Source organism: Myxococcus sp. XM-1-1-1 (assembly GCF_020037095.1).
GTDB lineage: Bacteria > Myxococcota > Myxococcia > Myxococcales > Myxococcaceae > Myxococcus > Myxococcus fulvus.
In genome coordinates this window covers 338262-364331 of sequence record NZ_JAIQDH010000006.1, presented here as the reverse complement: position 1 = coordinate 364331, position 26070 = coordinate 338262, and the positions used below count along the sequence as shown (strand labels likewise).

Here is a 26070-nt window from a genome sequence, read left to right as displayed (position 1 = left end):
ACCCGACGCTGTCTTCAGTGCACCGCCGCGCGGCGCCGACGCAGCCGGCGGACCTTCTCCACCCACGTGCCCGGCAGCACCTGCTTGGCGGCGTTGCGCGCCTTGCGCGCCAGCTCCTCCGCGCGCGAGTACCACTGCCCCGCCTTCGTGCCCGAGTGCACGCGCACCGACACCGTGCGCCGCTGCTTCGACACCCAGTCGGACTTGTACGTCTCCGTGCCGCGCAGGAAGTCGTACTCGGTGAGCCCCGCCGCCAGCGCGTCCTTGAAGCTCTCCCCCACCAGCACCAGGCCCACGCTGCGGTTGCGCCACTCAGGGTCGTATCCCGACTGGAAGTAGACGAAGCGGTGGCCGTGGACGATGCCGTACACGGACGCCACGGCCTTGCCGCCCACCTTCATCGTGTAGAGCCACAGCCGGCCGCGCTCCGCCAGCCACTGCGTGGCGTCACGGTGGAAGGCCTCCACGCCCGTGCCCTTGATGCCCTGCGAGCCGCCGTCCTCCGCCCACCGGGCCGAGTGCAGCCGGAAGAAGTCCGTCATCGGCCCGGCCAGCTCGCCCGGAGCCTCCGTGCGCTCGATGCGATAGCCCTCCTGCTTCTCCAGCCACTTGCGCCGGCGCAGGTAGTTGTCGCGCCGGCCCGTGCGCTTGAGGAACGCGTCGAACGGCTCGCGCGGGTCCAACACGTCGTAGGGACACACGTACCGCTCCGACAGCCGCACGTCGTGCCCGCGGAACACCTCGCGCAGCACGTCCACCGTGACGGAGTCCTCTCGCAGGTCCGTCAGGTCCAGCACATCCCACTCCTCGCGCAGCGCCACCAGCATCCGCGCGAAGGACTCCGCCACGTCGCGCTCCAGCCCGCGCCGCGCCACCACGTCCAGGTAGTCGCTGCCCACGTGCGTCTCGCCCAGGAAGCCCAGGCGGCGCACCGGCACGCCCGCCACGCGGCGCGTCTCCAGGCCCAGCGGCAACAGTCCCACCAGCGTGCCCGCCGCGTCGCGCGCGGTGAGCACCAGCGGGCGCCGCTGGGGCGCGATGCGCCGACACCACGGATACAGCCACTCCCACGCATTGAAGGGGCCCGCGTCACTGGCATCCAGCAGCGCGTCCCACTCGGCCCTCATCCCCGCCAGCGCGGACAGACTGCCCACGGCGCTCACGTCCAGCCGCCGCGCGGCCTTGGGCCCCTGCCTCAGCTCGTCCTCGCGAATCACCGCCCCGCCTCCTCGGAGGGGGCTTCACGCCCCTCCCAACCCACCGTCCGGCTCAACCCGCGCGCTTCTTCGACCGATTCTCCGACCGCACCGCGTCGCGCACCACCGACGCCACGTCCGCCATCACCTCCGGCGACAGGTCCTGGTGGCACGGAATCTCCACGATGCTGCGCCGCAGCTGCGCCACCTCCGGGAAGGCCCCCGCGTCACACGCAGGATGGAAGCGCTTCCAGAAGTCGATGGCGTCAATGCCCTTCGCCCTCAGCCGCGCCAGCACCTCCGCCTTCTCCTGCACCACCATCGGGTAGAACAGCGGGCAGGTCCCCGCCGGCAGCTGGTTGAACAGCGGCGTCGACACGTCGCGCAGCCGGCCCAGCAGGTAGAAGTAGTTGCGACGGCGCTTCTCGACGATGGACTCCAGGTCCTGCGCCAAGGCAATGCGCTTGGTCAGCGGGCTCATGCCCAGGTCCACGTGCTTGCGGTCGAAGTGCTGCGTGCCCGTGGCCACCCGCTCGATGCTCGCCGCCTTCACCGTGCCGTGCCCCACCGTGCGCACCAGCCCGCGCAGGCCGCGGCCCACCGCGCCGCCGCGCAGCTCCAGGTTCTGCAACAGCGCGGACACCGTGTGGCTGAACGTCGACGCGGACGGCGGCGCCGGAGGCTCCGGCAGGCTGTACGAGCGCGGCCCGTTCACCACCAGCGCGCCCCCGTTGGGCACCGGCAGCGTCTTGTACAGACAGAAGATGCCCACGTCGCCCGTCGTCCCCAGCGGCACCGCGCCGTCGGACGAGAGCAGGGACAGCGCGCAGTCCTCGATGAGCACCAGCCCGTGCTGGTCGGCCAGCTTGCGCATCTCAGCGGCCGGTCCCGGGAAGCCCGCGTAGTGCGTCAGGTACAGCGCCTTCGTCTTCGGGGTGATGCGCCGGGCCACGTCCTCCAGGTCCACGTCCCAGCGGCTGCCCACGCGGTAGAAGCGCGGCGTCGCGCCCGCGTCCACCAGCGCCTCCACCTCCACGCCGTGGTGGTAGGAGGGCATCAGCACCTCGCCGTTGTCCAACCCCAGCATCTTCACCGTCAACCACACCGCGTTGCGGGCGAAGTAGAAGTAGCGGACGTTGGGCGAGGAGAACGGCGGAAGCGAGCCGGGCCTCGGCTTGGACACCAGCATGTGGGGCCACAGCGTGGGCAGCGACGGAACGAACAGCCGGCCCGAGGGAGTCATCGCTTCCATTTCGCCACCACCTCTTTCACCGCGGGGGTCCACCGGAACTTCGCCGCGCACAGCGCCCGGCCGAAGGCGGAGTCATTGAAGATGTAGAGCCACGTGTGGCGCCGGACCTGGTCCGTCCAGTCGCGCTTCCACACCATGTCCGGCCCCAGGAAGTCGAACTCGCCGAGCTTCCGGTCGATGCACGTCCCCACCACCTCCTCCATCAGGAGCTGGCCGGGGCTGCACTCGCGCATTTGCTCGTCGTAGCCGGGCTTGAGCAGGAAGTAGCGCCCGCCGTGCTCCAGGCCGTAGTGGAAGGCCACCGGCCGGCCGTCCAGCCGCAGGAAGTACAGCGCCAGCTTCCCCCGGTACGCCGCGTCGCGCGCCAGCTCCGTGTAGAAGCCCCGCGTCGCGGTGTCCTGCGCCATGGCCGTGCCGCGCTCGCCCTTCCAGCCGCTCTGCTCCAGCAGGAAGCCCTCCTCCAGCGTGCCCTCCAGGCCCGGGCCACCGTCCACCCGCTCGAAGGTGACCTTCCCCTTCTCCTCGAGCTTGCGGCGACGCCGCCTGCAGTTCGCCTTGAACTTGGACTGGAGCGACGCCTGGAACTTCTCGCGCGTGCCCGGCAGCGGGATGTACGGCGACTGGAGCGACTCCCACGCCCCCACCGGCATGCGGGCCGCCTGCGCCGCCGCATGCAGCCGCCACGCCGCGCCGCCATCCGGCACGTCCGTCAACCGCAGCACGTCCCACCCACCCTGCTGACGCAGGTGGGACAGGAACATCGCCGCGGCCGCGTCCGGCTCGCGGGCCAGCAGGTCGAACCGGCAGGAGTGCGTGTTCGCCGCCGCGGAGAGCTGGCGCACCGGCACGCCGTACAGGTTGGTGCGCTCCTCCCACAGGGGCAGCGCGGCGGAGAGCCGGCCTTCGCTGTTTCGCAGCGTCAGCACGCGCAGCCGCGCCCCCGGCGCGAAGTTGTCCAGCCAGATGCGGATGAACTCGTGGCGGTAGAACAGCTCGTCCGTCGTGGCCTCGACGAGCGCGTTCCACTCCGACTCCAGGGCCATGAAGGCCGCGCGGTCATCGACTTCGACGACACGCGGCCCGGGACTGCTCAGGGTTGCTTCCATGTTCGGGCGCCCAAGGTGGTGATGGGGTTGCTCGGCTACAAGCCGCTGCGCGCCATCTTCAGCAGGCAGGCGGCGACCTTGCGGCTGTCGTGTCGGATCCTGGACCCCTCCTTCAGGAGGTCCGCCCGCACCGGCACCACGCCCGCGGCGATGAGCTCGCGCGTGTCCACGTTCACCGTGAACGAGCCGCGCCGCCCGTAGCGCCGCATGGCCTCCGGAGAGGGCTCCGTGCCATTGACGAGCACCGCGTCCAGCACCGGCCCCACGTGCTCGCGCACCGCCTGCACGTGGTCCAGACAGGACATGCCGTCCGTCTCACCCGGCTGCGTCATCAGGTTGGCCACCATGACCTTCAGCGCGCGCGTCTCCTTCAGCGCCTGGGCCACGCCGTCCACCAAGAGGTTGGGCAGCAGGCTCGAGTACAGCGAGCCCGGGCCGATCACCACCAGGTCCGCGGCATAGATGGCCTCCAGGAGGCCGTCCACCGGCGGCGGAGAGCGCGGGCTCAGGGACACCTTGCGCACCCGGCCCTGGGCCCGGCAGATGTTGCGCTCGCCGACCACTTCCGTGTCGTCGTGCATCTGCGCCACCAGCTGCACCGAGGCCAGCGTGCACGGCAGCACGTTGCCCCGCGCGCCGAGCAGCTCCCCGGACATGCGCACCGCCTCCAGGAAGTCGCCCTTCAGCTCCGCGAGCGCGGCGATGAGCAGGTTGCCCACCGCGTGCCCGGCCAGGCCCCGCGCCCCGCCGAAGCGGAACTGGAACACGTCCTTGAGCGCGCTCTTGCCGCCGGCGAGCGCCACCAGGCAGTTGCGGATGTCACCGGGCGGCAGCGCGCCGTGCAGCCGGCGCAGGCGCCCGGAGCTGCCACCGTCGTCGCTCATGGCCACCACCGCGGTGATGTCCACGCCCGGATCTCCCGCCTTCGGCGTCGCGCGCCGCGCCAGGCCCCGGAGCACCATGGGCAGCCCCGTGCCGCCGCCGATGGCGACGATGCGCGTGGGCCGGTCCACCTGGGACTGCAACAGCTCGTTGCGCTCCGTCTCCCGCTCCCGCTCGCGCTCCCGACGGGCACGCGCTTCCTCCCACGACTCCGGGAGCGGCGAATCCATGTCCATCCCCACCATGTCCCAACCCCCATCCACGACGCCCGACCCGCCACCCCTGGCGGGTCCCCTAGGGCCCCCTCCCCTTCACGAGGAGGAGGGCCCGCGGGAGGTGTACCTACCGAGCTCCACGACCGAGAAGAACATGTCTCACGGTGTGGAAGATGATTCCCACATCGAGGAACAAACTGCCGTTCTTCACGTAGTACAGGTCGAACTCCAGCTTGTTGCGCGCGTCCTCCACCGAAGCCCCGTAGGGGTAGCGAATCTGGGCCCAGCCCGTCAGGCCCGGCTTCACCGCCTCGCGCAGCCCATAGAAGGGAATCTGCTGCTTGAGCTGCTCGACGAACACGGGCCGCTCAGGCCGCGGACCCACGAAGCTCATCTCCCCCATCAGCACGTTGAACACCTGCGGAATCTCGTCGATTCGCGTGCGGCGGATGAACTTGCCCACCCGCGTGACACGGTCATCGTTCGCCCGCGCCCACACCGCGCCGTTCTTCTCCGCGTCCGTCCGCATGCTGCGGAACTTCCACAAGTAGTACGTCGCGCCGCCCAGGCCCGTGCGCTCCTGCCGGTAGAACACCGGGCCCTTCGAGTCCAGCTTGATGGCCACCGCCACCAGAAGCAGGAACGGTGCCGACAGCGTGAGCAGCAGCGACGCCACCGCCAGGTCGAAGGCCCGCTTGAAGGCCCGGCGCAGCGGCGACACGGTGAGCTCGTCCGCGAAGGCGAAGTCGCTCGCCCGGAGGAACTGCACGGGAATCCGCCGCAGCACGCGCTCGCAGAACCCCGTCGCGTCGTACACGCGACGTCCCTGCAGTCGGCAGATGAGCAGTGAGTCCACCCAGTTGGCCCCGCGCATGTCGTCAGCAGCCTGCACGACATATGCCGCGCCCAATCGGGCCGCCATCTGGTCCAGCGGCTCCTGGCTGGAGCGCGGGTCCACCATGCCGATGACGCGGTAGCTGCCCTCGCCGCCCGCCTCGATGGCGCTCGCCACCGCGCGGGCCTTGAGGCCGTCACCGACGATGAGGACCGAGTCCGGCGCGCCGACCAGGGCGCGGATGGACACCCGGACCACCAGCGTTCCGGCCAGGGCGCCCATCGCCCCGCCCAGCAGCGCCCCCGGCGGCAGCGCCACGGGGAACAGCAGCGGGGCCACCAGCATCAGCCCGCCCGTCACCATCGCGGTGACCCCCGCGGCCTTCAGGAAGCGGTAGCCGCGCGCCCGGTCCTCCGCGGCGACGCGCAGGTCGTACAGGTCCAACAGGTACAGCGTGAACTGGAACGTGACGACGAAGGCCGCGCCCAGCCCCAGCAACGTGGGCCACAGCGCCGCCATCGGCGGCCGGGTGCCCTCGGGCGCGAAGAGTGCCGCACAGGCCGCCGCGCCCATCACGCAGGCCAATGCGATTGCCGAGCTCTCGGCGAGAAAAAACGTCAGCTTCTTGGCTGAAAAATAGTGGTGAAAGACCCGGAGCACTTGCCCCTCCGACCAACCCGCCCGACTCACGACGACCCGCCCCCCCGACAAAGCCCTCCGCCCCTGCCCCGTCACCGGGAGCCGGGGCGGAGGGTCTTCCGCCTCTCTACTTCTGCTTCTCGTAGTTCTTCAGATACGGCGTCGCGTGCACCTCCGCGCCGTTGAGGACGCAGCCCAGGATGGGCGCGCCGGCCAGCTGCTCCACCGCCTGGTGCACCGTCTTGCCCGGCGTCACGTTGGCGCGGATGACCATCAGCACGCCGTCCACCTGGTGGCCCAGGATCGCCGCGTCGGCGAAGGGCAGCGTGGGCGGCAGGTCGATGTACACCTCGTCGAAGCCCTCACGCACCGCCTTGAGGAACTGCTTCATGCGAGGGCTCGCCAGCACCTGCGACGGCTCCTCCGGCGTGGCGCCGGCGGGGATGAGCGCCAGGCGCGTGGAGTTGAAGCGGCGCACCACGTCGCGCACCTCCACCTCGCCCGTGAGCAGCTCCGCCAGGCCCGTCTTGTTGCGCACCCCCAGCGTGTTCGCCACCCCGCCGCGCCGGAGGTCCGCGTCCACCAGGAGGATGCGCCGGTCCGGGTTCGCCCGGGCGGCCGCCATCGCCAGGTTGACGCTCGTCACCGTCTTGCCCTCGCCCGGCATCGCCGAGGTGAGCGCCACGACCTTCATCGGCCGCAGCTCCCGCATCCGCTCCAACCGGTAGTACAGGCTGCGGTACTGCTCCGCCGCCGCCGAGGCCGGCGCCGTCAGCGTCACCACCCGCCGGTCCACCGCGTTCGGATTCGCCGCGTTGTCATCCACCCGGGGGAGGAAGTTTCCCGCCCGCTCCATCGTCTGATCCATGTCCGTCTTCCGTCCTTTCCGTGGGTGTCAGTTCAACGAGGTGGGGTTCGACACGTTGTTGCGCGACCCCGACGAAGGCATCAGCACCCGCCGCTCCGTCTTGCCTTGCATGTCCGGCACCACCGCCAGCACCGGCAGGGTCAGGCGCTGGCGCACCTCCGTCCCGTCGCGCAGGCTGTCATCCCGCATCTCCAGCACCGCTCCCGCCAGCACGCCCAGGCCCAGCGCCACCAGCAGCACCATCACCATCCCCGCGAACTTGTCCGGCCGGGCGGGCGTCACCGGCACCCCCGCCGGGGAGATGACGTTGAACAGGCTCTTGGCGCTCTTGGCCTCCAGCTCCTGGGCAATCTCCGCCTCCACCTTGCGGCTCACCACGCTCTGGTACTTGGTGCGCGCGATTTCGTAGTCGCGGTTCATCACCGCCAGCTCGTGCGCCCACTTCGGGGTGTTGTTCAGCCGCGCCTGGTAGGCCTCCGCCTTGCCCTGCAGGTCGACGATCTCCTTCTGGATGCTGCCGATGAGGCTGGCCACCCGGGTGCGCTCGGCGCGCTCGGCCCACAGCCGGCCCTCGGCCTCCTTGCGGCGCTCCGTCATGCCGGCGAGCTCCGACGACATGCGCTTGATCTCAGGGTGGTCCTCCGTCCACGTGGTGCGGGCGTTGACCAGGGCCCGCGTCAGCCCGCTCTCCGCCGCCTCCAGCCGCCCCGCCTCGCTGTCCACCGCGTTGCGAGCCCGCGCCAGGTCCGAGCGACGCGCCTCCGCCACGCGCAGCTCCTCCGACTTGGTCTGCAGCTCGTGCGACACCCGCTCGAGCCCGCGCATGTTCATCTCCATCTGCTCGGGCAGCTCGCCCAGGTGGGCGACCTTGAACTGGGCAATCTTGTGCTCCCAGTTGGACACCGCCTTGCCCATCTGCACCATCTCCTCGTTGAAGAGGTCCGTGGCGCGCGCCGCCTGCGCCTGGCGCAGCTTCAGGGTCTCCTCGGAGAAGATGGTGGGCAGCCGGTTGGCCACCTGCGACGCCACCTGCGGGTCGCGGTTCGCATAGGTGAGCTCGAACGCCGTCTCACCCTCCACGCGGACCGTCAAATCCTTGCGCATCTGCGCGACGGCCGCCTCCATGCCCTTCTCGGACACGATGTCCGGGTAGAGGTTCATCTCCTCGATGGCCTTCTGGAGCACGGGCCGTGCCAGCAGCTCCTGTCGAACGGTGAGCAACCGCTGCTCGATGAGCTCGCTCACCGTGCGCTGCACCATCTCCTCACCGGGCCGCTGCGGCTCCACGCGGACCACCACCGACGCCTCGTACATGCTCGGCCGGGTCAACACGATGGCCGCGCCCACCGCGAAAACCACTGCCGCGATGGCTCCCACCAACGCCTTGCGGCGCCACAGTGAGGCCAGCAGCTGGTCCGCCGTCATCCCACGCTCCATGACTCGCTCCTCCTCCAACCCACTCACGTGTTGTCACCACGCCGTCACGATGAGACGGACCGCGAATACGTTGCGCGTCAGGTCGCCCGCCACGCCCGCCGAGTCCGCCACGCCCACCTGGGCAATCCGATCCACCGCCCCCTGAGCCGCCACCTGGCGGCTGAAGCGGTACTCCACTCCGCCTCCAACTGCGTACCCCTGCGACACCAGGGGGGTGCTGCTGAACGTCGACCAGTCCCGCCCGGGCGCCCGCCCGTTGCGGAAGAAGCTGGCCGCGCCGAACGCCGACAGCTGGTGGTTGAACCTGCGCGCCAGCGACACCGTCGCGTAGTCCGCCCACAGGGCGTTCGCGAAGCCGCTCGCGCCCACCAGGTCATGTCCCACGGCGACTCCCAGGTCGAACAGCTCGCCCTCGCGCGCCAGCTCCAGGTTGACGCGAGGCACCCAGCCGCCCTCCTGCCCCGTCGGCGCCAGGTAGCGCACCGGGCCCGCCCGGGCGATGAACGTCGTCGGGCGGGTCAGCCGGTAGCGCAGCGTCCCCGCCACGCCGTGCGACTGGGACAATTCATTGTCATACAGGAAGCCCTGGTAGCGGTACTCCATGCCCAGGGTGAGCCGGCGCGTGGTGCGATACATCAGCTCCAGCGACGGCGTATGCGCATAGCCCGCCTTCTGGCCATCCTCGAGGATGCGCACCGCCTCCAGCCCGTAGCCCACGCGCACGTCCATGCGGTCCGTGGCGCGGCCCGTCAGGCCCACGCGGGCCTGGGTGTAGAACGTGGGCGACGTGGAGCGCGCCAGGCCGTCACGCGGCAGGGACATGGGGTCCGTGACGCGGAAGACCCGCACGTTGGAGTCCACCCGCAGCCTGCGAGACAGCAGGTGGCGCAACTCCAGCCCACCCCGGTGGTCCAGCGTCACCTTGCCCGAGCCATGCCGCATCAGCACGTCCGCGGCATAGAAGCTGTTGAGGTCCAGCCGCCCGTCGCGCCCCTGCACGCCCACGCGCGGCGACAGCTTCGTCATCAACTGGCCGCCCGTCGCATCCGGGCCGCCCAGGCGCAGGTCGTCGTCGTAGCGCTCCTCGGCGGAGATGCGCAGCCGAGGCTCCCACACGGTCGCCGCGGATGCCGCCGGCGCGGTGAGCATCAGGCCTGTCAGCAACCACTTCTTCCAGTCGCCCTTCACCGTCGTCCTCCCTCGCCTACGCCACCCTCGACCCATGGACCCACCGCCACCCGACTGCCCTCGACGCCCCTTCACGGCACGACGATGGTGTCGCCGGGACGCAGGATGACGTCCTGACCGCCGTCCGGAGAGATGAGGTCGCTGTAGCGCACCGGAATCTGCCCGCCGTTGCCGTCGCTGCGGATGACCACGATGCCGTCCGAGTTGGCGAAGTCCGTGAAGCCGCCCGCCAGGGCAATGGCCTGGATGAGCGACACGCGGCCGCGCAGCGGATAGGCACCCGGGTGCGTGACTTCGCCGGTGACGAACACGCGGCTGCTGTTGACCTCGCGGACGATGACCGTCACGCGGGGCTCCTGCACATACGACTGGAAGCTCTGCTTCAGCGACTCGGCCAGCTCCGTGGGCGTCTTGCCCGCCGCCTGCACCTCGCCCACCATCGGCATGGAGATGAAGCCATCCGGACGGACGGGAATGGTGCGGCTCAGCTCCGCGTCCCGCCACACCGCGATGTCCAGCACGTCCTCACGACCGATGCGGTAGGGCTGCTCGGAGTTGTCCACCTTCACCGCCGGCTGGTGCGCGCACCCGCCCAGCAGCATCACCCCCAACACCGTCCAGAACCCCGCGCTCGTCTTGCCCATCGTCTTCTCCCTCGTCTCGCTGCGGATGTCGTCCGAGGTCCCGCACCTCGCGGTGACCGTCGCTCTCGGCGCGGTTGCCATAGCAGCGGGTGTGCCACTGAGCCCTGTGAGGGAAAGCCCATGGATCGCCGTGGGTTACGAAACTGCCCACGTTGTGGCGTCGCGCGGGTCGGGAAGAATTACTGGCATCCGACAGGGTAGGAGTCTGGTCCTTTCGACAGTCCGGGCCCTGTTGATGGAAGACGATTTCCCACCGCGGGGCATGTGGGTTCTCAATCCGCACGGTGGGTGCTCGGCACGCGGTTTGAAGTCTGTTGAGCGGGAGGAGTTTTGTTTCCACAACGGGCCAGTGGGCCCAGCAGACAGGGAGCCAGCGGATGAGGAAGGCAGCGGGGGCGGTGGCGGCGGCGTTCGCGATGGGAACCGGTGTGATGGCGTGGATGGGCGTGGCCTTCATGGCGCAGACGGAGGCCGCGGCGCTGGGTGTCGTGGGCCTGGCCCTGTACGCGAGCAGCGCGCTGTTGAGCGGCAAGCCTGGCGAGGAGACGGCGCGCGGCATGGCCAACCAGGCCTGACGCCCGACGCCGTGACAGTAAAAAGGCCCGGTGTCCCCTGGGACGCCGGGCCTTCTTCTTTTCAGCCTCGCCCAAGACTCGGGGGTGGCTGGATGTCGTCCACGCGACGACCTCAGGGGATGGCGCGCACCACGCCGCCGTCCACGCGCAGCGCGGCGCCGTTGATGGCGGAGGCCTTGGGGCTGCACACGAAGGCCACCAGGGCGGCGACCTCGTCGGTGGTGGCGAAGCGCTGGAGCAGCGACGAGGGCCGCGCGCTCTTGAAGAACCCCTTCTCCACCGTGGCCACGTCCACGCCCTGCTGGCGTGACAGCTCGCCCAGGAACACCTCCACGCCTTCGGAGCGCGTGGGGCCCGGGAGGATGGAGTTGGCGGTGATTTGCGTACCGCCCAGGCCCTCGGCGATGCCGCGCGCGAGAGCAATCTGGGCCGTCTTCGTCACCCCGTAGTGAATCATCTCCACCGGAATCTGCACGCCGGACTCGCTGGAGATGAAGACGACGCGGCCCCAGTCCTTCTGGCGCATGCCCTTGAGGTAGTGGCGGCTCAGGCGCACGCCGCTCATCACGTTGACGTCGAAGGTGCGCAGCCACTCCTCGTCGGAGATGTCTTCAAAGGGCTTGGGCTCGAAGATGCCCAGGTTGTTGACCAGGATGTCCACGTGGGGCACCTGCTGGATGAAGCGGCCGGCGCCCTCGGCGGTGCCCAGGTCCACCGCGACGCCGCGCAGGCGCGCCTCCGGCTGCTTGCGGCGCACCTCGGCGATGGCCGCGTCCACGCGCGCCTGGGTGCGGCCGTTGACGATGACCTCCGCTCCCTCGCGCGCGAGCGCCTCAACGATTGCCAGGCCGATGCCCGCCGTGGAGCCGGTCACCAACGCCACCTTGTCCTTCAAGTCCAGGTCCATTCGTTCCCTCGTGAGAATGCGCGGCCACAGGTAACGCGCGCGGTGGGACCCCGCCAGCCCGCTTCACGCCCCGCCACGCCAGGGAAACCCCCATCCCGACGCATCACGGATATTCCACATTGCGGAATATCGGCAACGTGGTGTATCTCTCCGGGGCATGACGCGTGCCGCGCCCGGGGCAGTCCCTCAGGGGAGCGTCCGGCGGGAGTGGGTGCGATTCCATGCGGAAGAAGGCGACGAAGGCGGCCGTCGACAACTCGCGGGGGCTGCGCGAGCAGGGCGCGCGGTTCTTCGGGAAGCTGCTGGACTTCAATCGGGACCGCTCCGTGCTGCGCGACCCCGTCAAGCAGTTCTGCGACGCGCACGAGCTGAGCTCTCCCCAGAGCCACGTCATCATCTGGCTGGGCCACGAAGGGCCCTTGAACACGGGCGCCCTGTCGCGCCTGGCGGACATCCACGACAAGAGCATCACCGGAGTGGTGGACCGGCTCGAGGCCCGCGGGCTCGTCGAGCGCACCCGCCACCCCTCGGACCGCCGCAGCGTGGTCAACGCCCTCACCCCGGAGGGCCGGTCCATCTACGAGGGCATCCGCGAGCGCATCGAGACGGCGCTCGCGGGCTTCTTCGCCACGCTGCCCCCGGATGAGCTGGAGACGCTCTTCCGCCTCCTGGACCGCCTGCACGACACCGTGCGCGTCCCTCACGACTGACTCCGGAGCCGGGCCATGACAGACACCCCCGGCGCCCCTCACCTCTTCTCCGACCCCAGGCGGAGGCTCGGACGACCTCCACCCGCCCGCCTGGCTCCCACCATGAAGCCGCTCCACCGTCCGCCCTCGCCCGCTCGCGCGCGGGCCCGCGCCTCGCGCCTCGACGCGCTCAGGAGACCCCGCGCATGAAGCCCTTCTCCTCCTGCGTGTGCACGTATCCACCGGCGTGGCTGGTGCTCGCGCTGAACACCGCGCTGATGCCCTCGGACGCGCGCGCCCAGGAGCCGCCCCCGGACGCGCCCACCCAGGAGCTGTCCCGCGCCGTCCCCCCGCCCGAGGCACCGCCCGCACCCGAGCCGGAGCTGACGGGGCGCATCGAGCGCATCGACATCGAGGGCAACGAGCGCACCCAGGAGGTCGTCATCCTGCGCGCGCTGCGCACCCAGCCCGGGGAGCTGCTCACCGCCGGCGCGACGGAGGAGCTGAAGCGACGGCTGCTCAACCTGAAGCTCTTCGAGCACGTCGAGGTGCGCACGCGTCAGGAGGGCGACGGCGTGGCGCTGCGAATCAAGGTGGAGGAGCGCTGGACGCTGCTGCCCATCCCCATGTTCACCTCCAGCAATGGCCAGTGGCAGGCGGGGCTGTTCCTGTTGGAGAGCAACGTCTTCGGCCTGCACAAACTCTTCGTGCTCGGGGCGATGGCGGGCAACCGCGGCGGCAACGTCTTCTCGCTGTACAAGGACCCGGGCATCCGCGGCAGCCGGTGGACGGGCACGCTCTTCGGGCAGTACGCCAAGCTGGACCGCGAGCGTCGCGTGCGCGACATCGTCGTCGACGAGTACACGGACCGACGCCTGGACGTGTCCGGCGTGCTCGGCCACCAGCTCACGCCCGAGCTCAACGTGGGCGCGGGACTGTTCGGTATCTTCAACCGGCCGCTCCGCGCGAGCGAGGACGAGCCCGCTCCTGAACGGAGCCACGCGCAGGGCGTCAGCGCCGTGGCGGAGTATCTGGGACAGGACTTCCACTTTTTCTTCAATGAAGGGCTGTTCGCGCGTCTGAACCTGCGTCAGGGGTTCGACCTGGGGAGTGGTTCCCGGGACTACCGACAGGCGACCCTCACGGCCGCCTACACCCATGCGTTGTTCGGGAACCATGCGCTCACCCTGTCGGGCACGCTCGAATACGTGGATGGAGATTCCACCCTGGACGCGGTGCTGCTGGGACAGCGCACGGGCACGCGCGGCTTCACGCTGGCCACGCTCTGGGCGGAGCAGGCCGCCATCGCCACGCTCGAGTACCAGGTCCCCCTCTGGAGTCCCAGCCTGGCGACCTTCACCGCGCATGCCTTCGTCGACGCCGGGCACGTGGAGTGGAGGAATACAGTCACGCGCTACGTCGCCCCCGGCGCCGGGCTCCGCATGTACCTGCGCAGTGTCGCTGTTCCCGCCCTGGGCCTGGATGTGACGCGGGCTCCCCAGACCCGAGAGCTCGTCGTCAGCTTCGCGGCGGGCCTCTCCATGTAGTCGTGTCGTCCCCCAGACCGCGAGGTCCCTCTTGAGCACGCAACAGCGCACCGCCATCCTCACCGCCGCCACGCAGCACTTCGCCCAGCTCGGCTTCACCCGGGTGTCACTGGAGGACATCGCGCGGCGCGCGGGGCTGGAGCACGGCCAGGTCTTCCGCCACTTCTCCACCAAGGAGGCGCTGTTCATCGAGGTGGTGCGGCAGCACGGCGTGCCGGCGATGGAGGCGCTGGAGCGCGCCGTCGCCCGCGCGCCCTCCCCCGAGCAGCAGGTGCGCACCTTCGTGGAGGTCCGCCAGGAGCAGACCGAGCGCATCCTCCGGGAGCTGAACGTCTCCTTCGATGCCCTGCTCGACATCCTCCCGCTCATCGACCTGTACGTCGTGGACCTGCACGCGCGGGAGCTCGCCCTCCTGGAGTCCGTCTTCACCGAGGGCACGCGCCGGGGGGACTTCCACTTCCAGAGTCCGCGGAACGTGGCGGCCGCCATGCTCGCGAGCCTGCGGGAGGTGGAGCGGCTGACGTGGGCGGCCCAGTGCCTGACGTCCTCGGGGCCCGGGAGGCAGGCGTCGGACCTGCTGCACTGAGGAACACCGCGCGCGGCGACGCGGCCTTGCTCTATGGTGCGCCGCCATGTCGAAGACCCAGTACTGGCTCATCAAGAGCGAGCCGTCGGTATACCCGTACGCGCAGCTCGAGAAGGACACGCAGACGGAGTGGACGGGCATCCGCAGCTTCGAGGCCCGCAACAACCTGCGGGCGATGAAGCCCGGGGACCTGTGCCTCTACTACCACTCCAACGAGGGCAAGGCCGTGGTGGGCGTGGCCCGGGTGCTCACGCTGGCGACGGAGGACTCCACCGCCCCGGGTGAGGACTGGGCCTCCGTGAAGGTGGCCGCCGTCGTCCCCGTCAAGGCGCCCGTGGAGCTGGCCACCGTCAAGGCCACCGCCGCGCTGAAGGACTTCCCGCTCATCACCCGCAGCCGGCTCAGCGTGGCCCCCGTCACCGCCGAGCACTTCAAGCTCATCCTGAAGATGGGGAAGACGGCGCTGCCGAAGTAGCCGCGGCCTCCGGGGGCCGCAGCAGCGTCACCTTCGGCCCCGTGAAGCTGTGCCGCTGCACCAGCGCCCAGTACAGGCCCAACAGCCCCAGCGCGCCGGCGAACGTGTAGCCGGCGAGCTGGTTGGGCGGCAGCACGAACAGCACCATCACCACCCCGCACCACACCAGCGCGACTACGTTGACCCACGACGACGCGCGCCCCAGGTCCCACGGCCCTCGGTGCGACCACGTCCCGGAGCGGCGCGCGCGCAGGCCCACCCAGACGGGCAAGGCATAGGACGCGTAGAGCGCCAGCGTGCTCAGCGCCACCATGGCCGCGTACGCCTCGCTCCACAGCGCGACCAGGCCGCTGCCCGCCACCGACACCCAGACGGCGACGGCGGGACTGCGGAAGCGCGGCGACACGCTCGCGAGCCACTTCGACGCGGGCAGGCCGTTGTCGCGCGCGAAGGCGAACAGCATGCGCGAGTTGGACGTCACCGAGGACAGCCCACAGAACCACATGGCGCCGATGGCCACCCACACCAGCGCGCCGCCCAGCGCGGGGCCCAGGCCCTGCGTGAGCACATGGAGGAACGGGTTGGCGGCGGCGGCCGTGGTGGGCAGGTCCTGGATGGCCAGCGTCACCGCGCCCAGCAGGAGGTATCCCGCGACGGCGCTGACGGCCACGGACAGGAAGATGCCCCAGGGAGCATTGCGCGTGGGGTCCTTCGTCTCCTCGGAGACATGCGCGCTGGCGTCATAGCCGGTGAAGGTCCACTGCGCCTGGAGCAGGCCGATGAGGAAGCCATAGGCATACAGCGGCGTCTCCGAGCTGAAGCGCGTCATCAGGAAGGCCGCGTCCTGCTTGGGCGCGAACAGCGCGAGCGCGCCGATGAGCACCACCACCCCGCCCACGTGGTACCAGGCGGAGAAATCGTTGAGCCACGCGACGACGCGCACGCCCACGTGGTTGAGCACCGCGTGGGACAGCAGGATGCCCGAGTACAGCGGCAGCACGGACATGCGCTCGCGGGGCCAGCCGAGCATGTCCGCGAGGAACTCCGCGAGCCCGTAGTCGATGCCCGCCGTAATCGCGAACTGGCCCAGGGTGTTCAGCCACGCGGTGAAGAAGCCCACGCGGGGACCGCCGAGCATGGCGGCCCAGTGGTACAGCGCGCCCGCGGTGGGGAACGACGACGCGAGCTGCGCCAGGCTCGCCGCCACCGTGAGCGTCATCACCGCCACCAGCGGCCAGCCCACGCCCATCACCATCGGCCCGCCGAAGCGCAGCCCATGGCCATACAGCGTCACGGCGCCGGTGAGGATGGAGATGATGGAGAAGGAGACGGCGAAGTTGGAGAAGCCACCCATGCCGCGCAACAGCTCCTGCGCGTACCCCAGCCGCTGGAGCTGGGCGGCATCCTCCTCGAGCTGACGCTCCGAATCCGGAAGGTGGGCCATGCCTCCCAGGATACGCGGGCCCCCTCGTCCTTCCCTGGAGGGGTCCACCGAAAGAGCCCGCGTCTGTCCGGAACGCTACGGCTTGCGCGGGAAGGGGCCACCAGGGAAGGGGCCGCTGGGGCTGGGGCCGTCCTCGCCCGGGAAGCCCTTGCGGAGCTCGATGCGCTTCTGGATGCGCACCGTGCCCATCTCCGCCTCCACCTTGCGCCACAGCTCGGGCCCCAACAGTCGCTTGATGCGGACCATCAACGACAGGCGGTTCTTGCGCACCGCCGTCTCCGCGCGGCCCACCTCCTCCACCTGCTTGAGCACCGCGTTCTCATCGGTGGAGTCCGCGCGCAGCTGGCGCTCGAGCTGGAGCTGCGCGCGCTTGAGGTCCGCCTCCAGCGGGATGACGGCCTCGTTCGCGTCGAACGTCAGGTCTTGAATCTGCTTCGCCACGTCCCGGGGGATGCCCAGCTTCTCCACCACCTGCGGCGGGATGCCGTGCGCGGCGGGAGGCAGCGGGCCCAGCGGGAGCGTGCTGTCCGCGGGCCCCATGACGTGCAGCGTTCCCGGGCCGGAGCGGTGGATGACGACGTTCTCCGGTTCGGACTGGGCCTGTGCGGGCGAGGATGCGAGCAGCGGGCTCAACGCCGCCGCGGCCAACAACATGGACGTGCGAAGCTTCATGGCATCGACTCCTGGTAACTGATGGGTTGAATCGCCGTTCGGAACGGCGGTGCTTCCAGCGCGCGGGAATCCGGGGGGCGCAGCCACGCGGCCATCGCCCCGAAAGGTCGGTAGAGGTCATCGCGGTACACGGCGTCGCGCCGCGTGTAGCCACGGACCTCGGTGAAGAGGTCGGACAGCGAGGTGCGGCCCCATTGCGCCAGGGCCTCCGGCTCCGGCTCGGCCTCCGTGTCCGCGCGGCGCAGCTCCAGCTCGGACCGGGGCGCGGTGTCGTCGACCTGGACGTAGGTGTCTTCCGACACGCGGGGCGCCGGCGACTCGGACCGCGTCAGCCACGTCAGGGTGAGGACACAGCACGACGCCACCACTCCCGCGACGACACGGCGGCGCACCCTGCGGCGGCGCACCTCGCCCAGCACGGCCTCGCGAGTCACCGGCGTCAGGGGCGGCGTCACGGGCAGGCGCAGCCGCGACGCCGAGGCATGCACGGCCGCGAGCGTCCGGCATTCCTCACAGCCCTCCAGGTGGGCGCGCGCCTCGGGAGGCCACGGGGGCGAGGACTCCAGGAGGATGGGGGCCACGTCGTGGCATCTCATGGCGTTTCTCCTTCGAGGGCCCGCTCGGCCTTGAGCTTCTTGAGCGCGCGATACAGGTGGATGCGAACGGTGCCCCGCTCGATGCCCATGGCCTCCGCGACAGCGTCCAACTCGAGTCCCTCCAGGTAGCGAAGGCTGAAGGCCGTGGCCTGCTGCGACGGGAGCGCCCGCACCGCGCGGCCCAGGGCCCGCCAGCGCTCGGCGCCGACGAAGCGCTCCTCCGGCGACAGCTCCAGGGGCGTGCCCCCATCCAACGCATCACGCAGCACGTTCCACACGCGCCGCCTGCGCAGGTGGCTCATCGCGCGGGACACCAGGATGCGCCGCAGCCATGCGGGCCCCGCTTGCAAGTCCTTCAAACCGTGGCGCTTCTCGTAGGCATCAGCCAGGGTTGCCTGCACCACGTCCCTCGCCTCCTCCGCGTCCCACACCAGCCGCCGGGCCAGGCGCAGCAGCCCGGCCTGCTCCGCCTCCAGGAGCGACTCGAACCCGGGCGCGGCGGTGGCGCGCGCTGGAGTTCCAGGCTCCTCCAGGATGGCGGTACCCTTCACGGCGGAAAGACCTCCTCGACGGCTTCCACGGAATGAGGACGCACGAGGTCGGAAAACGGCATACTCGAAAGCGTGAGCCCCTCCGAAATCCGACGGATTCCCGCCGCGGAGACCCGTGGCCTGCGCCGCGCCGTGCTTCGCCCCCACCAGCCTCCCGAGGCCGTCGTCTATCCTGGAGATGACGACCCGGACACCGTGCACCTGGGCCTGTACTCGGAAGGCCGCCTGCTCGGGGTGGCCTCCATCTATCGGGAGCCGCCACCTTACGCCCTGAAGGCCATCACCGCGTGGCGCCTGCGGGGCATGGCCGTGGAGCACGGACGCCAGGGACAGGGGCTGGGCGCGGCCCTGTTGAAGGCGTGCATGGAGCACGCCGTGACGCAGAAGGGCACGCAGGTGTGGTGCAACGCGCGGTCGACCGCCTCGGGCTTCTATCGCTCGCTCGGGTTCATCCAGCACGGAGAGCAGTTCGAGCTGCCCGGCATCGGGCCCCACCACCTGATGTCCCGCGAGCTGAGGGAGCCGGGGCGATGAGCACCTCGCCGGACCTGGACGCGCTGCGCAGCGCCATCGAGAACCTGGACGAGGAGATTCTCGACGCGCTCCGCCGCCGCATGGACCTGGCGGACGACGTGGCGCGCTCCAAGCTGGCCACCGCGGCGCCGTTCCGGGACCAGCGTCGTGAGGACCTGCTGCTGCGCCGCATCCGCACGCGCGCGTCCGAGCACGGGTTGGACCCGCACGAGACGGAGCGCATCTGGCGGCTGGTCATCGACATGTCGGTGGCGCGGCAGCAGGCGCTCGTCACGCGGCTGGACACGACGCCGCTGCGCGTGGGCTATCCGGGCGTCGAGGGCTCCTACAGCCACCTGGCCGCGCGCAGGCTCTACACGGGCCGCGCGGGCGGCGTGCTGCTGACCGGGTTCGACGATGCGCGCGAGGTGGTGGAGGCGGTGCGGCGCGGCGAGCAGGACCTGGCGCTGCTGCCCATCGAGAACACCACCGCCGGCAGCATGAACGAGACGTACGACCTGCTCGCCGAGGGTGGCGTGGTCATCACCGCGGAGCTGGTGAGCCAGGTGGACCACCGGCTGCTCGGGCTGCCGGGCGCGAAGCTGGAGGGGCTGCGCGAGGTCATCTCGCATCCGCAGGCGCTGGCGCAGTGTGAGGCGTACCTGCGCGAGAAGCTGCCGTGGGTGCGGGCGGTGCCGGACTCGGACACGGGTGGCGCGGCGCAGAAGGTGCGTGAGCGCAACGACGCCACGGTGGCCGCCATCGCCAGCGAGACGGCCGCGCAGCGCTTCGGCCTGGAGGTCCTGGCGCGCGAGCTCCAGCCGGAGTTCGACTACACGCGCTTCGTGGAGGTGGGCCGCGAGCCCACGCCGCTGGCGCCGGGCGTGCCGTGCAAGACGTCGCTGCTGATGGTGCTGGAGCACAAGCCGGGCACGTTGGGAGAGATGCTCCAGCGGTTGACGCTGCGGGGGGTGAACCTGAGCAAGCTGGAGTCGCGGCCCATCCCGGGGCGGCCGTGGCAGTACCGGTTCTATGTCGACGTGGAGGGACATGCGGCCTCCGCGCCGCTGACGGCCGCGCTGGAGGACATCCGGCCGCTGACGTCCTTCCTGCGCGTGCTGGGCACGTATGCCCGGGCCGAGGGAAGCCATGGATGAGTTGTCGCCCTCGGAGATTCGCGTCGCGTTCCAGGGAGAGCCGGGCGCGTATGGGGAAGAGGCCCTGCGGGTGTTGTATGGGCCGGACGTCGAGGCGGTCCCCTGCCCCACCTTCCGCGCCGTGTTCGAGGCGGTGGCCGAGGGCCTCGTGGACAGCGGCGTGATTCCGGTGGAGAGCTCGCTGGGCGGGCCGGTGGCGGAGAGCGTGGACCTGCTGCTGGAGCATGACCTGCCCATCTCAGGTGAGCTGTCGCTGCGCATCCACCACTGCCTCGTCGCGCCCCCGGGACTCGCGCTGGAGGACGTGGAGCAGGTGCTGTCGCATCCGCAGGCGCTGGCGCAGTGCGCGGGCTATCTGCGGCGGCGCGGCCTCAAGCCCGTGCCCGAGACGAACACCGCCATCGCGGCGCGAAGGGTTTCTCGCGAGGCGCTCCCGCGCACGGCGGCCATCGCCAGCAGCCTGGCGGCGGAGCTGTACGGGCTGGTGGTGCTCGAGGACGGCGTGGAGGACTCGTCGGACAACCACACGCGCTTCGTCACGCTGGGCCAGGAGCCCGAGCACACGTGGAAGCGGCGCAAGACGGCGCTCGCCCTGACTGTGCCCAATGAGCCTGGGGCGCTGTACCGCGTGCTGGGTGCGTTCTCCGCGCGCGGGCTGGACGTGTCCCGACTGGAGTCGCGTCCCCAGCGTCGCGCGTGGGAGTACGTCTGGTGCCTGGATGTGGAGGGCGCGCTGGAGGAGGCGCGCGTGCGCGAGGCGGTGCAGGCGGCGCAGGCGGCGTGCATCACCTTGCGCGTTCTCGGCAGTTACGGCGTGGCCTGAGTCGAGCGCCACGCGGGCGCTCTCCAGAGACTGTGTGGCTTGCGTCGAGCACCTCGCCGCGCGGGCTTCATCAGCCCGTCGCGATGGCTCCCCGCGCATGGGCACGCCTCGCGGATGCGCCGTCGCGACGGCGTGGCCTGAGGCGAGCGCCACGCCGCGCGGGCGTCATCAGGCCGTCAGGCCGTCGCCGTTCTTCACGGCGGACTGGTACGCCTCGCGGATGATCTGCGTGTAGCGCTGGAGCGCGCCGAGCTGCTCCATGCGCAGCGCCTGCGGGCCGTCGCACAGCGCGGCCTCGGGCTGCGGGTGGAAGTCCACCAGCACCATGGACGCGCCCGCGATGAGCCCCTGGCCAATCGCGTGGAAGATGTCCGGCAAGCCGTCCGGCGGCAGGTCCGCGCGGCCGATGGCGTGCGACGGGTCCACGCACACGGGCATGCGCGTGAGCCGCCGCACCACGGGCACGTGCGCGAAGTCCACCATGTTGCGGTGCGGGTCACCCAGGTGCGTCTTCACGCCACGCAGGCAGAAGACGATCTTCGGGTTGCCCTCGCTCGCGATGTACTCGCAGGCGTTGAGGGACTCCTCCAGGGTGATGCCCATGCCGCGCTTGAAGAGCACCGGGAACACGCGCTGCTGACCGATGGACTTGAGCAGCTCGAAGTTCTGCGCGTTGCGCGTGCCCACCTGGAGCATGACCCCCGTGGCGTTGCCCGAGCGCTCCAGCGCGTCGCGAATCTCGTCGATGTGGCGAGGATGCGTCACCTCCATCGCCACGACCTTGATGCCGTGCTTCCCCGCGGACTCGAACACCCACGGCAGGCACGCCGCGCCCAGGCCCTGGAACTCGTACGGGTTGGTGCGAGGCTTGTACGCCCCCATGCGCGTGGTGCGGATGTCGTGGCGCGCGAGCGCCGCCATCATCGTCTCCACGTTCTCCTTCGTGTCCACCGCGCACAGGCCCGCGAACAACTGCACCGAGCGCTCATCGAACGTCACGCCGTTGTACTCGAAGCCCGTCGTCGTGCGCTGGCCCTTGTGCCGGCCGATGACCCGGTACTTCTGCGACACCCGCACCACCTGCCGCACGCCCGGAATCTGCTCGAAGACCTCCGTGGGCACCTGGGCCGTGGAGCCCAGCAGGTACACCTCCGTCACCGTGAACTCCGCGCCCTCGATGACGTGAGGACGCGGCGTCACCCCCTTGTACTGGGCGGCGGCTTGGAGGACTGCGGACACCACGGACTCGGGTGAGTCCGGCTCGAGCATGACGATCATCTTCGGAATCTCCAGACAGCTCTGTCTTGTAGGTCTTTGAGTGGGCGCGGACCGGGTCGCGCGACTTGTAACATCGGGGACGCGCGGATGCGTCCACGCGCGGGCACGCGGCCCGCCCCGAGCGAGCGGACGCCTCGGGGCACGCGGCCCCCTGCCCCGCTGCCTGCTTCAATGGCCCGCGGGCCGCAGCCGCAGGGCCAGCTGCGCGTAGTGGTCCCGCTGGGTCGTGTCGCCCAGGTTCTCCCAGATGTCGGACAAGGCCTTGGCGGCCTCGACGTACGCGGGAGACAGCTCCAGGGCGAGCTCGAAGGTGTACCGGGCCAGCCGATAGCGCGCCTTGTCGGGACGCCGGGAGCCTCGGGTGAGCAGCGCGTTGCCGCGCTCGTAGACCTCGATGGCGGCGGCCTCGCGGTAGCCGGGCTCCGGGTTGAGCTGGGTGGCGCGGCCCATCAGCTGGGCGGCGGCCTCGGGCTCCCCGAGCTCGAGCTGACACAGGGCGGCCTCGCGATGCGGGTCCGCGGCGGACGGGTCCACCTCGATGGCGCGCTCGAAGCAGTGCAGGGCCTCTTCCGCGCGGCCGAGCCGAGCCAGGGACGACCCCCGCGCCGTCAGGGCCGGGAAGTGCTTCGGGTCCACGGCGAGGACCTTGTCGAAGGCGGAGATCGCGGCCTCGTGTTGGCCTGACATCGAGAGGCTGGAGCCCTCGTTGAACGCCGCGAACAGCAACTTGGACATCGTGCCCCCAGGGCAAGGGTTGCCCGGCCATGCCGTTGGCCGTTCATCCAGCCTCGCACCGTGGAGCACCCAGTGGAAAGCCGTTCCAGGTCGTCCCGGCTTCGTCCGACTGATGGGAGCCATCCGCTCCGCTCGGGGCCACCCCGGGGCTCGAACCCCATGAGTGGCTCCCTTGACGCTCCGTTCAGAGGCGCAGACCCGCCTGGACACCAGCCCACATCAGGACGTCGCGGTCCGACGACTTGGAGAACCGGCTGAGCGCCGTCACCGGCTCGCCGTCCGTGGCGTGCAGGATGTTGAAGGTGGGACCCGCGAAGATGGCGAAGCGCGGCGCGAACGCGTAGCCCACCATCAACCGCCCCTGGTGCAGCATCCGGTTGTCCGCGAGCGCCCCGCCCCACTCGTGGATGGTGTTCGACACCACGTCCACGTCGAAGTAGAGCCGCTCGGTCAGCGGCACGTGGCCGCCCAGGCCCACGCCCGTCGTCCAGTGGCTGGGGCCCCGGTGGTCCGGCACCGCGCCCATGCCCACCACCAGCGTCGTGTAGAGGTAGCGGCTGCCCACCTTGAGCGCGACGTTGGCGTAGTTGAAGTCGTTGCCGTAGGCCTCCACGTGGAACTGGCCGTTGCGCACGATGTTGAGCAGGCCCACCGGCACGCCGGACTCCAGGTTGTTGGCCACGTTGACGATGCCCAGCTGCAGGCCGTTCATCTTCCCGGCGACGTTGATCAGGCCCACCTGCGCGCCCGTCACGTCTCCGCCCACGTTGATGAGCGACAGCTGCGCGCCATGGAGGGTGTTCACGCGGCTGACGCCCACCGCCATCTGCACGCCGCGCATCGTCCCGGCCACCCAGCTCATGCCCACCGCGGCCTGGTAGCCGTCCATGTCGCCGTTCACCCAGCTGCTGCCCACCGCCATCTGCACGCCCCTCATGGACGCGCGCGACACGTTGGCGCCCACCGCGAGCTGACCGAGGAAGCCGCCCTGGCTCGCCATGTTGAGGCCCACCGCGGCCTGCAGGCCCTCCGCCCTGCCGCTGACCCAGTTGCCCCCCACGGCGAGCTGCGCGCCCTCCATGATGTCGCGCGCCACGTTGCCGCCAAGGGCCGTCTGCACGCCGTGCGTCTCACCCGAGCCCCAGTTCGCCCCCAGCGCCATCGCGAAGCCATCCAGCCGCCCCATGGTCGCCAGCCCCAGGGAGATGGAGAGCGCGTTGTCCATCTGCTGCCCGCCGCCCCACAGGTCGTTCGTCTGGAGCTTCGGGGCCAGGCCCAGGTTGACGAAGCGGAAGTTGCCGCGCGCGGGAGCCAGGGGCTCGACCATCGGCCCCTGCGCGCCGGCCACCGGAGCGCCACCGCCACGCATCGCCGTCAGCTCGCCCTGCATCGCCACGAACGCCGTGTGGGCCAGCACGGTGCGGCCCGCGTCGCCCACCGTGAGCACCGCCTGGGAGCTGGCGCCGCGCGACTCCCGCGTCACCGTGTAGCGGCCCGGCTGCAGCCCCAGCTCGGTGGAGCGGCCCGCCAGCTTGTTGAGCTCCACCACGAGGCGCCCGGGCTCGTCGCGGATGAACAGGCGCCCCTCCACGTTCTCGTCCATGACGAGCACCGCGGAGGTGGTGCGCAGGTCCGTCATCACCAGCTCGCCCGTGCCGGCCAGCTCGATGTCATAGGCCGGGTGCTGCGCGCCCGCGCGCGTGCGCTCCGTGCGCGCGAGCGTCTCGTGGAAGGCGAACTGGTAGGCCTCGTGCAGCGTGACGCGGCCATCCCCCGTGGCGTCCGCCGCGCCGCGCAGGCCCGACACCAGGTTGTGCGTGAAGAACGAGCCGCCGATGCGGTCCGACTCCTGCGACACCTCGTCCTCGGACGACGAGGTGAGGATGGCGTGGCCCCGCACGGCGGTGGACGTGTCCACCAGGAACGCGGGACGGCGCACGCCGCCCTTCGAGCGCGCCAGCGTGCCGGAGGCGCACGAGTCCAGGATGGCGATGCGCACGTCCGCGGGGAGCTGCTCCAGCGCCTGCCGCAGCTCGCGGTAGCCGAAGCGGTCCTGATGCAGGAGCAGCCCCTCCTCGTCGGAGTGGCCGGAGTAGTAGATGAGCGCCTCGGTGCGTCCGCCCGGCGTCTTGCCCGCGGCGACCATCGCCTTGAAGCGGGCCAGCGCGCTCTCCAGCGCCTTGCGGTCGCCCTCGAGCAGCATCATCCGGTCCTGCCGCTGCACGCCGCCGAGCTCCTCCAGCACCTGGCCGAAGGCGTTCGCGTCGGTGACGGCGTAGCGCAGCTTCGCGCGGCCCGCGCCGCCGTCGTTGACGCCCACGAGCAGCGCGAACCGGCGCACGGCGACGGGGTTGGACGCAGGGGTACCGGCTGGGGCCGCCGTGGCCAGGGTGGGAAGCAACAGGGACAGGAACAGGAGTGACCGCGCCATCACGGCACCTTCTCCAACGTGAAGGATGTCTGGGCCAGGGTACCCGGAAGCGGGAGCGGCCGGGTGCTCGCCTCGGTGGGCTGACGTGCGAGCTTCCGCGCGGACTCCAGCACGAGGCCCACATCGATGGGTGAATCCGAGGTGACGAAGAAGAAGCGCTCGAAGGAGGGGGCGTCGTCGAGCTCGTACGCGTGCGCCAGCGATACCGCGTCCCCCTTCTGCAGCCGGGTGCTGCCCACCAGCGTGGTGGGGTGGTGGAGCGTCACCGCCCCCCGGCCATCCACGGACACCACCGTCCCGTAGCGCCGTCCGCCGGCGAGGTAGCTCAGCTGGAGCAAGTCGCCGCGCCGGGCGCGCGTGCGGTCCGCGAGCAGCTCCGTGGAGCCGTCATGCTGCCGGTACACCAGGAGCCGCGCGTCGCCCTTGATGCCGACCGTCTCCTCCATCAGCTCCACCCGCGCGGGCACCAGCGCCGGGGGCTCCGCCAGCCGCTCCGGCTGGGCCGACAGCATGAGCAGCACCAGGGACGCCGCCACGGGCAGCCCCATGGACAGCCCATGCCAGCCCGGGTCGCGCGCCGCGCTCTCGCGCTGGACGTCCGCGGTGCGCGCGCGGCGGGCGACCTCCCGGGCGAAGTCCTCGGGGGGATGACGGGCCAGCGTCTGGGCCGAGTCCGCCTCCAGCCGCGCCAGCCGGGCCCTCCCGTGAGGCTCGCGCTCCAGCCGGGCGCGAGCGTCGGCGAGCGCGTCCGGGGTCAGCTCGCCCAGGGCAATCCGCTCCAGCAGCCAGTCAGGGGTGCACAGGGCCATGCTCACGAAGCCTCCAGCGC

General features: G+C 70.7%; 26 protein-coding genes. 8 read left to right on the top strand and 18 right to left on the bottom strand.

Annotated elements, in window-relative coordinates:
- Positions 1-14 precede the first annotated feature (14 nt).
- The 9 genes from K8640_RS15300 to K8640_RS15260 form a co-directional block, all read right to left on the bottom strand.
- Entirely contained in the window at positions 15-1217 is a 1203-nt protein-coding gene (locus K8640_RS15300) for a GNAT family N-acetyltransferase (protein WP_223747695.1), read from the bottom strand.
- Between the two features lie 52 nt (positions 1218-1269).
- Positions 1270-2439 carry a DegT/DnrJ/EryC1/StrS family aminotransferase gene (locus K8640_RS15295; RefSeq protein ID WP_223747742.1) on the bottom strand — a complete coding sequence of 390 codons (1170 nt, stop codon included), beginning with the start codon at positions 2437-2439 and terminating at the stop codon, positions 1270-1272.
- Positions 2436-3554, bottom strand: coding sequence for a GNAT family N-acetyltransferase (locus K8640_RS15290; RefSeq protein ID WP_223747694.1), 1119 nt, complete (start codon positions 3552-3554; stop codon positions 2436-2438). Before K8640_RS15290 ends, K8640_RS15295 begins: the two co-directional genes overlap by 4 nt.
- A gap of 35 nt (positions 3555-3589) precedes the next feature.
- On the bottom strand, positions 3590-4681 hold the full coding sequence (gene yvcK, locus K8640_RS15285) for a gluconeogenesis factor YvcK family protein (protein WP_141332910.1): 1092 nt from the start codon (positions 4679-4681) through the stop codon (positions 3590-3592).
- 97 nt (positions 4682-4778) lie between these two features.
- The gene (gene exoE / locus K8640_RS15280; RefSeq protein WP_141333477.1) at positions 4779-6146 is read right to left on the bottom strand and encodes a polyisoprenyl-phosphate hexose-1-phosphate transferase ExoE; all 1368 of its coding nucleotides are present in this window, start codon (positions 6144-6146) and stop codon (positions 4779-4781) included.
- A gap of 106 nt (positions 6147-6252) precedes the next feature.
- Entirely contained in the window at positions 6253-6993 is a 741-nt protein-coding gene (locus K8640_RS15275; RefSeq protein ID WP_141326040.1) for a CpsD/CapB family tyrosine-protein kinase, read from the bottom strand.
- A gap of 27 nt (positions 6994-7020) precedes the next feature.
- Complete coding sequence (locus K8640_RS15270; protein WP_223747693.1) at positions 7021-8430, bottom strand: Wzz/FepE/Etk N-terminal domain-containing protein; 1410 nt, start codon at positions 8428-8430, stop codon at positions 7021-7023.
- Between the two features lie 33 nt (positions 8431-8463).
- Complete coding sequence (locus K8640_RS15265) at positions 8464-9618, bottom strand: hypothetical protein (RefSeq protein ID WP_223747692.1); 1155 nt, start codon at positions 9616-9618, stop codon at positions 8464-8466.
- Between the two features lie 71 nt (positions 9619-9689).
- Positions 9690-10262 (bottom strand): polysaccharide biosynthesis/export family protein, encoded by a 573-nt coding sequence (locus K8640_RS15260; RefSeq protein ID WP_141326037.1) that lies wholly within the window; start codon positions 10260-10262, stop codon positions 9690-9692.
- A 377-nt stretch (positions 10263-10639) separates the two neighbouring features.
- On the opposite strand from K8640_RS15260, the gene K8640_RS15255 reads away from it, so the two are divergent.
- Positions 10640-10837, top strand: coding sequence for a hypothetical protein (locus K8640_RS15255; protein ID WP_046714359.1), 198 nt, complete (start codon positions 10640-10642; stop codon positions 10835-10837).
- Between the two features lie 112 nt (positions 10838-10949).
- Here K8640_RS15255 and K8640_RS15250 read toward each other — a convergent pair whose 3' ends face one another.
- Positions 10950-11744 carry an SDR family NAD(P)-dependent oxidoreductase gene (locus K8640_RS15250; protein ID WP_223747691.1) on the bottom strand — a complete coding sequence of 265 codons (795 nt, stop codon included), beginning with the start codon at positions 11742-11744 and terminating at the stop codon, positions 10950-10952.
- Positions 11745-11965: 221 nt separating this feature from the next.
- On the opposite strand from K8640_RS15250, the gene K8640_RS15245 reads away from it, so the two are divergent.
- The 4 genes from K8640_RS15245 to K8640_RS15230 all read left to right on the top strand — a co-directional run bounded on the left by K8640_RS15245 (position 11966) and on the right by K8640_RS15230 (position 15041).
- Complete coding sequence (locus K8640_RS15245) at positions 11966-12454, top strand: MarR family winged helix-turn-helix transcriptional regulator (RefSeq protein ID WP_223747690.1); 489 nt, start codon at positions 11966-11968, stop codon at positions 12452-12454.
- A gap of 185 nt (positions 12455-12639) precedes the next feature.
- Positions 12640-13980 (top strand): POTRA domain-containing protein, encoded by a 1341-nt coding sequence (locus tag K8640_RS15240; protein WP_223747689.1) that lies wholly within the window; start codon positions 12640-12642, stop codon positions 13978-13980.
- A 31-nt stretch (positions 13981-14011) separates the two neighbouring features.
- Positions 14012-14566 (top strand): TetR/AcrR family transcriptional regulator, encoded by a 555-nt coding sequence (locus K8640_RS15235; RefSeq protein ID WP_223747688.1) that lies wholly within the window; start codon positions 14012-14014, stop codon positions 14564-14566.
- A gap of 46 nt (positions 14567-14612) precedes the next feature.
- Complete coding sequence (locus K8640_RS15230) at positions 14613-15041, top strand: EVE domain-containing protein (RefSeq protein ID WP_223747687.1); 429 nt, start codon at positions 14613-14615, stop codon at positions 15039-15041.
- Here the strand turns inward: K8640_RS15230 and K8640_RS15225 are convergent.
- From K8640_RS15225 to K8640_RS15210, 4 genes are all read right to left on the bottom strand, one after another.
- A complete protein-coding gene (locus tag K8640_RS15225) occupies positions 15004-16485 on the bottom strand; it encodes an amino acid permease (protein WP_223747686.1) in 1482 nt (493 codons plus the stop codon). The genes K8640_RS15230 and K8640_RS15225 overlap by 38 nt on opposite strands.
- A 75-nt stretch (positions 16486-16560) precedes the next feature.
- Complete coding sequence (locus tag K8640_RS15220) at positions 16561-17157, bottom strand: periplasmic heavy metal sensor (RefSeq protein ID WP_223747685.1); 597 nt, start codon at positions 17155-17157, stop codon at positions 16561-16563.
- On the bottom strand, positions 17154-17753 hold the full coding sequence (locus K8640_RS15215) for a hypothetical protein (protein ID WP_223747684.1): 600 nt from the start codon (positions 17751-17753) through the stop codon (positions 17154-17156). Before K8640_RS15215 ends, K8640_RS15220 begins: the two co-directional genes overlap by 4 nt.
- Positions 17750-18304 carry an RNA polymerase sigma factor gene (locus K8640_RS15210; protein WP_223747683.1) on the bottom strand — a complete coding sequence of 185 codons (555 nt, stop codon included), beginning with the start codon at positions 18302-18304 and terminating at the stop codon, positions 17750-17752. The genes K8640_RS15215 and K8640_RS15210 overlap by 4 nt, the downstream gene beginning before the upstream one ends.
- A 72-nt stretch (positions 18305-18376) precedes the next feature.
- On the opposite strand from K8640_RS15210, the gene K8640_RS15205 reads away from it, so the two are divergent.
- Genes K8640_RS15205 through pheA form a run of 3 tightly spaced genes read left to right on the top strand, consistent with a single transcriptional unit; the run spans position 18377 to position 20797 of the window.
- Entirely contained in the window at positions 18377-18838 is a 462-nt protein-coding gene (locus K8640_RS15205) for a GNAT family N-acetyltransferase (RefSeq protein ID WP_223747682.1), read from the top strand.
- Complete coding sequence (locus K8640_RS15200) at positions 18835-19974, top strand: bifunctional chorismate mutase/prephenate dehydratase (RefSeq protein ID WP_223747681.1); 1140 nt, start codon at positions 18835-18837, stop codon at positions 19972-19974. The genes K8640_RS15205 and K8640_RS15200 overlap by 4 nt, the downstream gene beginning before the upstream one ends.
- A complete protein-coding gene (pheA, locus tag K8640_RS15195) occupies positions 19967-20797 on the top strand; it encodes a prephenate dehydratase (RefSeq protein WP_223747680.1) in 831 nt (276 codons plus the stop codon). The genes K8640_RS15200 and pheA overlap by 8 nt, the downstream gene beginning before the upstream one ends.
- Before the next feature lie 168 nt (positions 20798-20965).
- Here pheA and K8640_RS15190 read toward each other — a convergent pair whose 3' ends face one another.
- The 4 genes from K8640_RS15190 to K8640_RS15175 all read right to left on the bottom strand — a co-directional run bounded on the left by K8640_RS15190 (position 20966) and on the right by K8640_RS15175 (position 26050).
- Positions 20966-22075 (bottom strand): 3-deoxy-7-phosphoheptulonate synthase, encoded by a 1110-nt coding sequence (locus K8640_RS15190; protein WP_141326024.1) that lies wholly within the window; start codon positions 22073-22075, stop codon positions 20966-20968.
- Positions 22076-22243: 168 nt separating this feature from the next.
- Positions 22244-22810 (bottom strand): tetratricopeptide repeat protein, encoded by a 567-nt coding sequence (locus K8640_RS15185; RefSeq protein WP_223747679.1) that lies wholly within the window; start codon positions 22808-22810, stop codon positions 22244-22246.
- A 184-nt stretch (positions 22811-22994) separates the two neighbouring features.
- Positions 22995-25241, bottom strand: coding sequence for a caspase family protein (locus tag K8640_RS15180; RefSeq protein ID WP_223747678.1), 2247 nt, complete (start codon positions 25239-25241; stop codon positions 22995-22997).
- Positions 25241-26050 carry an ActD protein gene (locus K8640_RS15175; protein WP_223747741.1) on the bottom strand — a complete coding sequence of 270 codons (810 nt, stop codon included), beginning with the start codon at positions 26048-26050 and terminating at the stop codon, positions 25241-25243. Before K8640_RS15175 ends, K8640_RS15180 begins: the two co-directional genes overlap by 1 nt.
- Positions 26051-26070 lie beyond the last annotated feature (20 nt).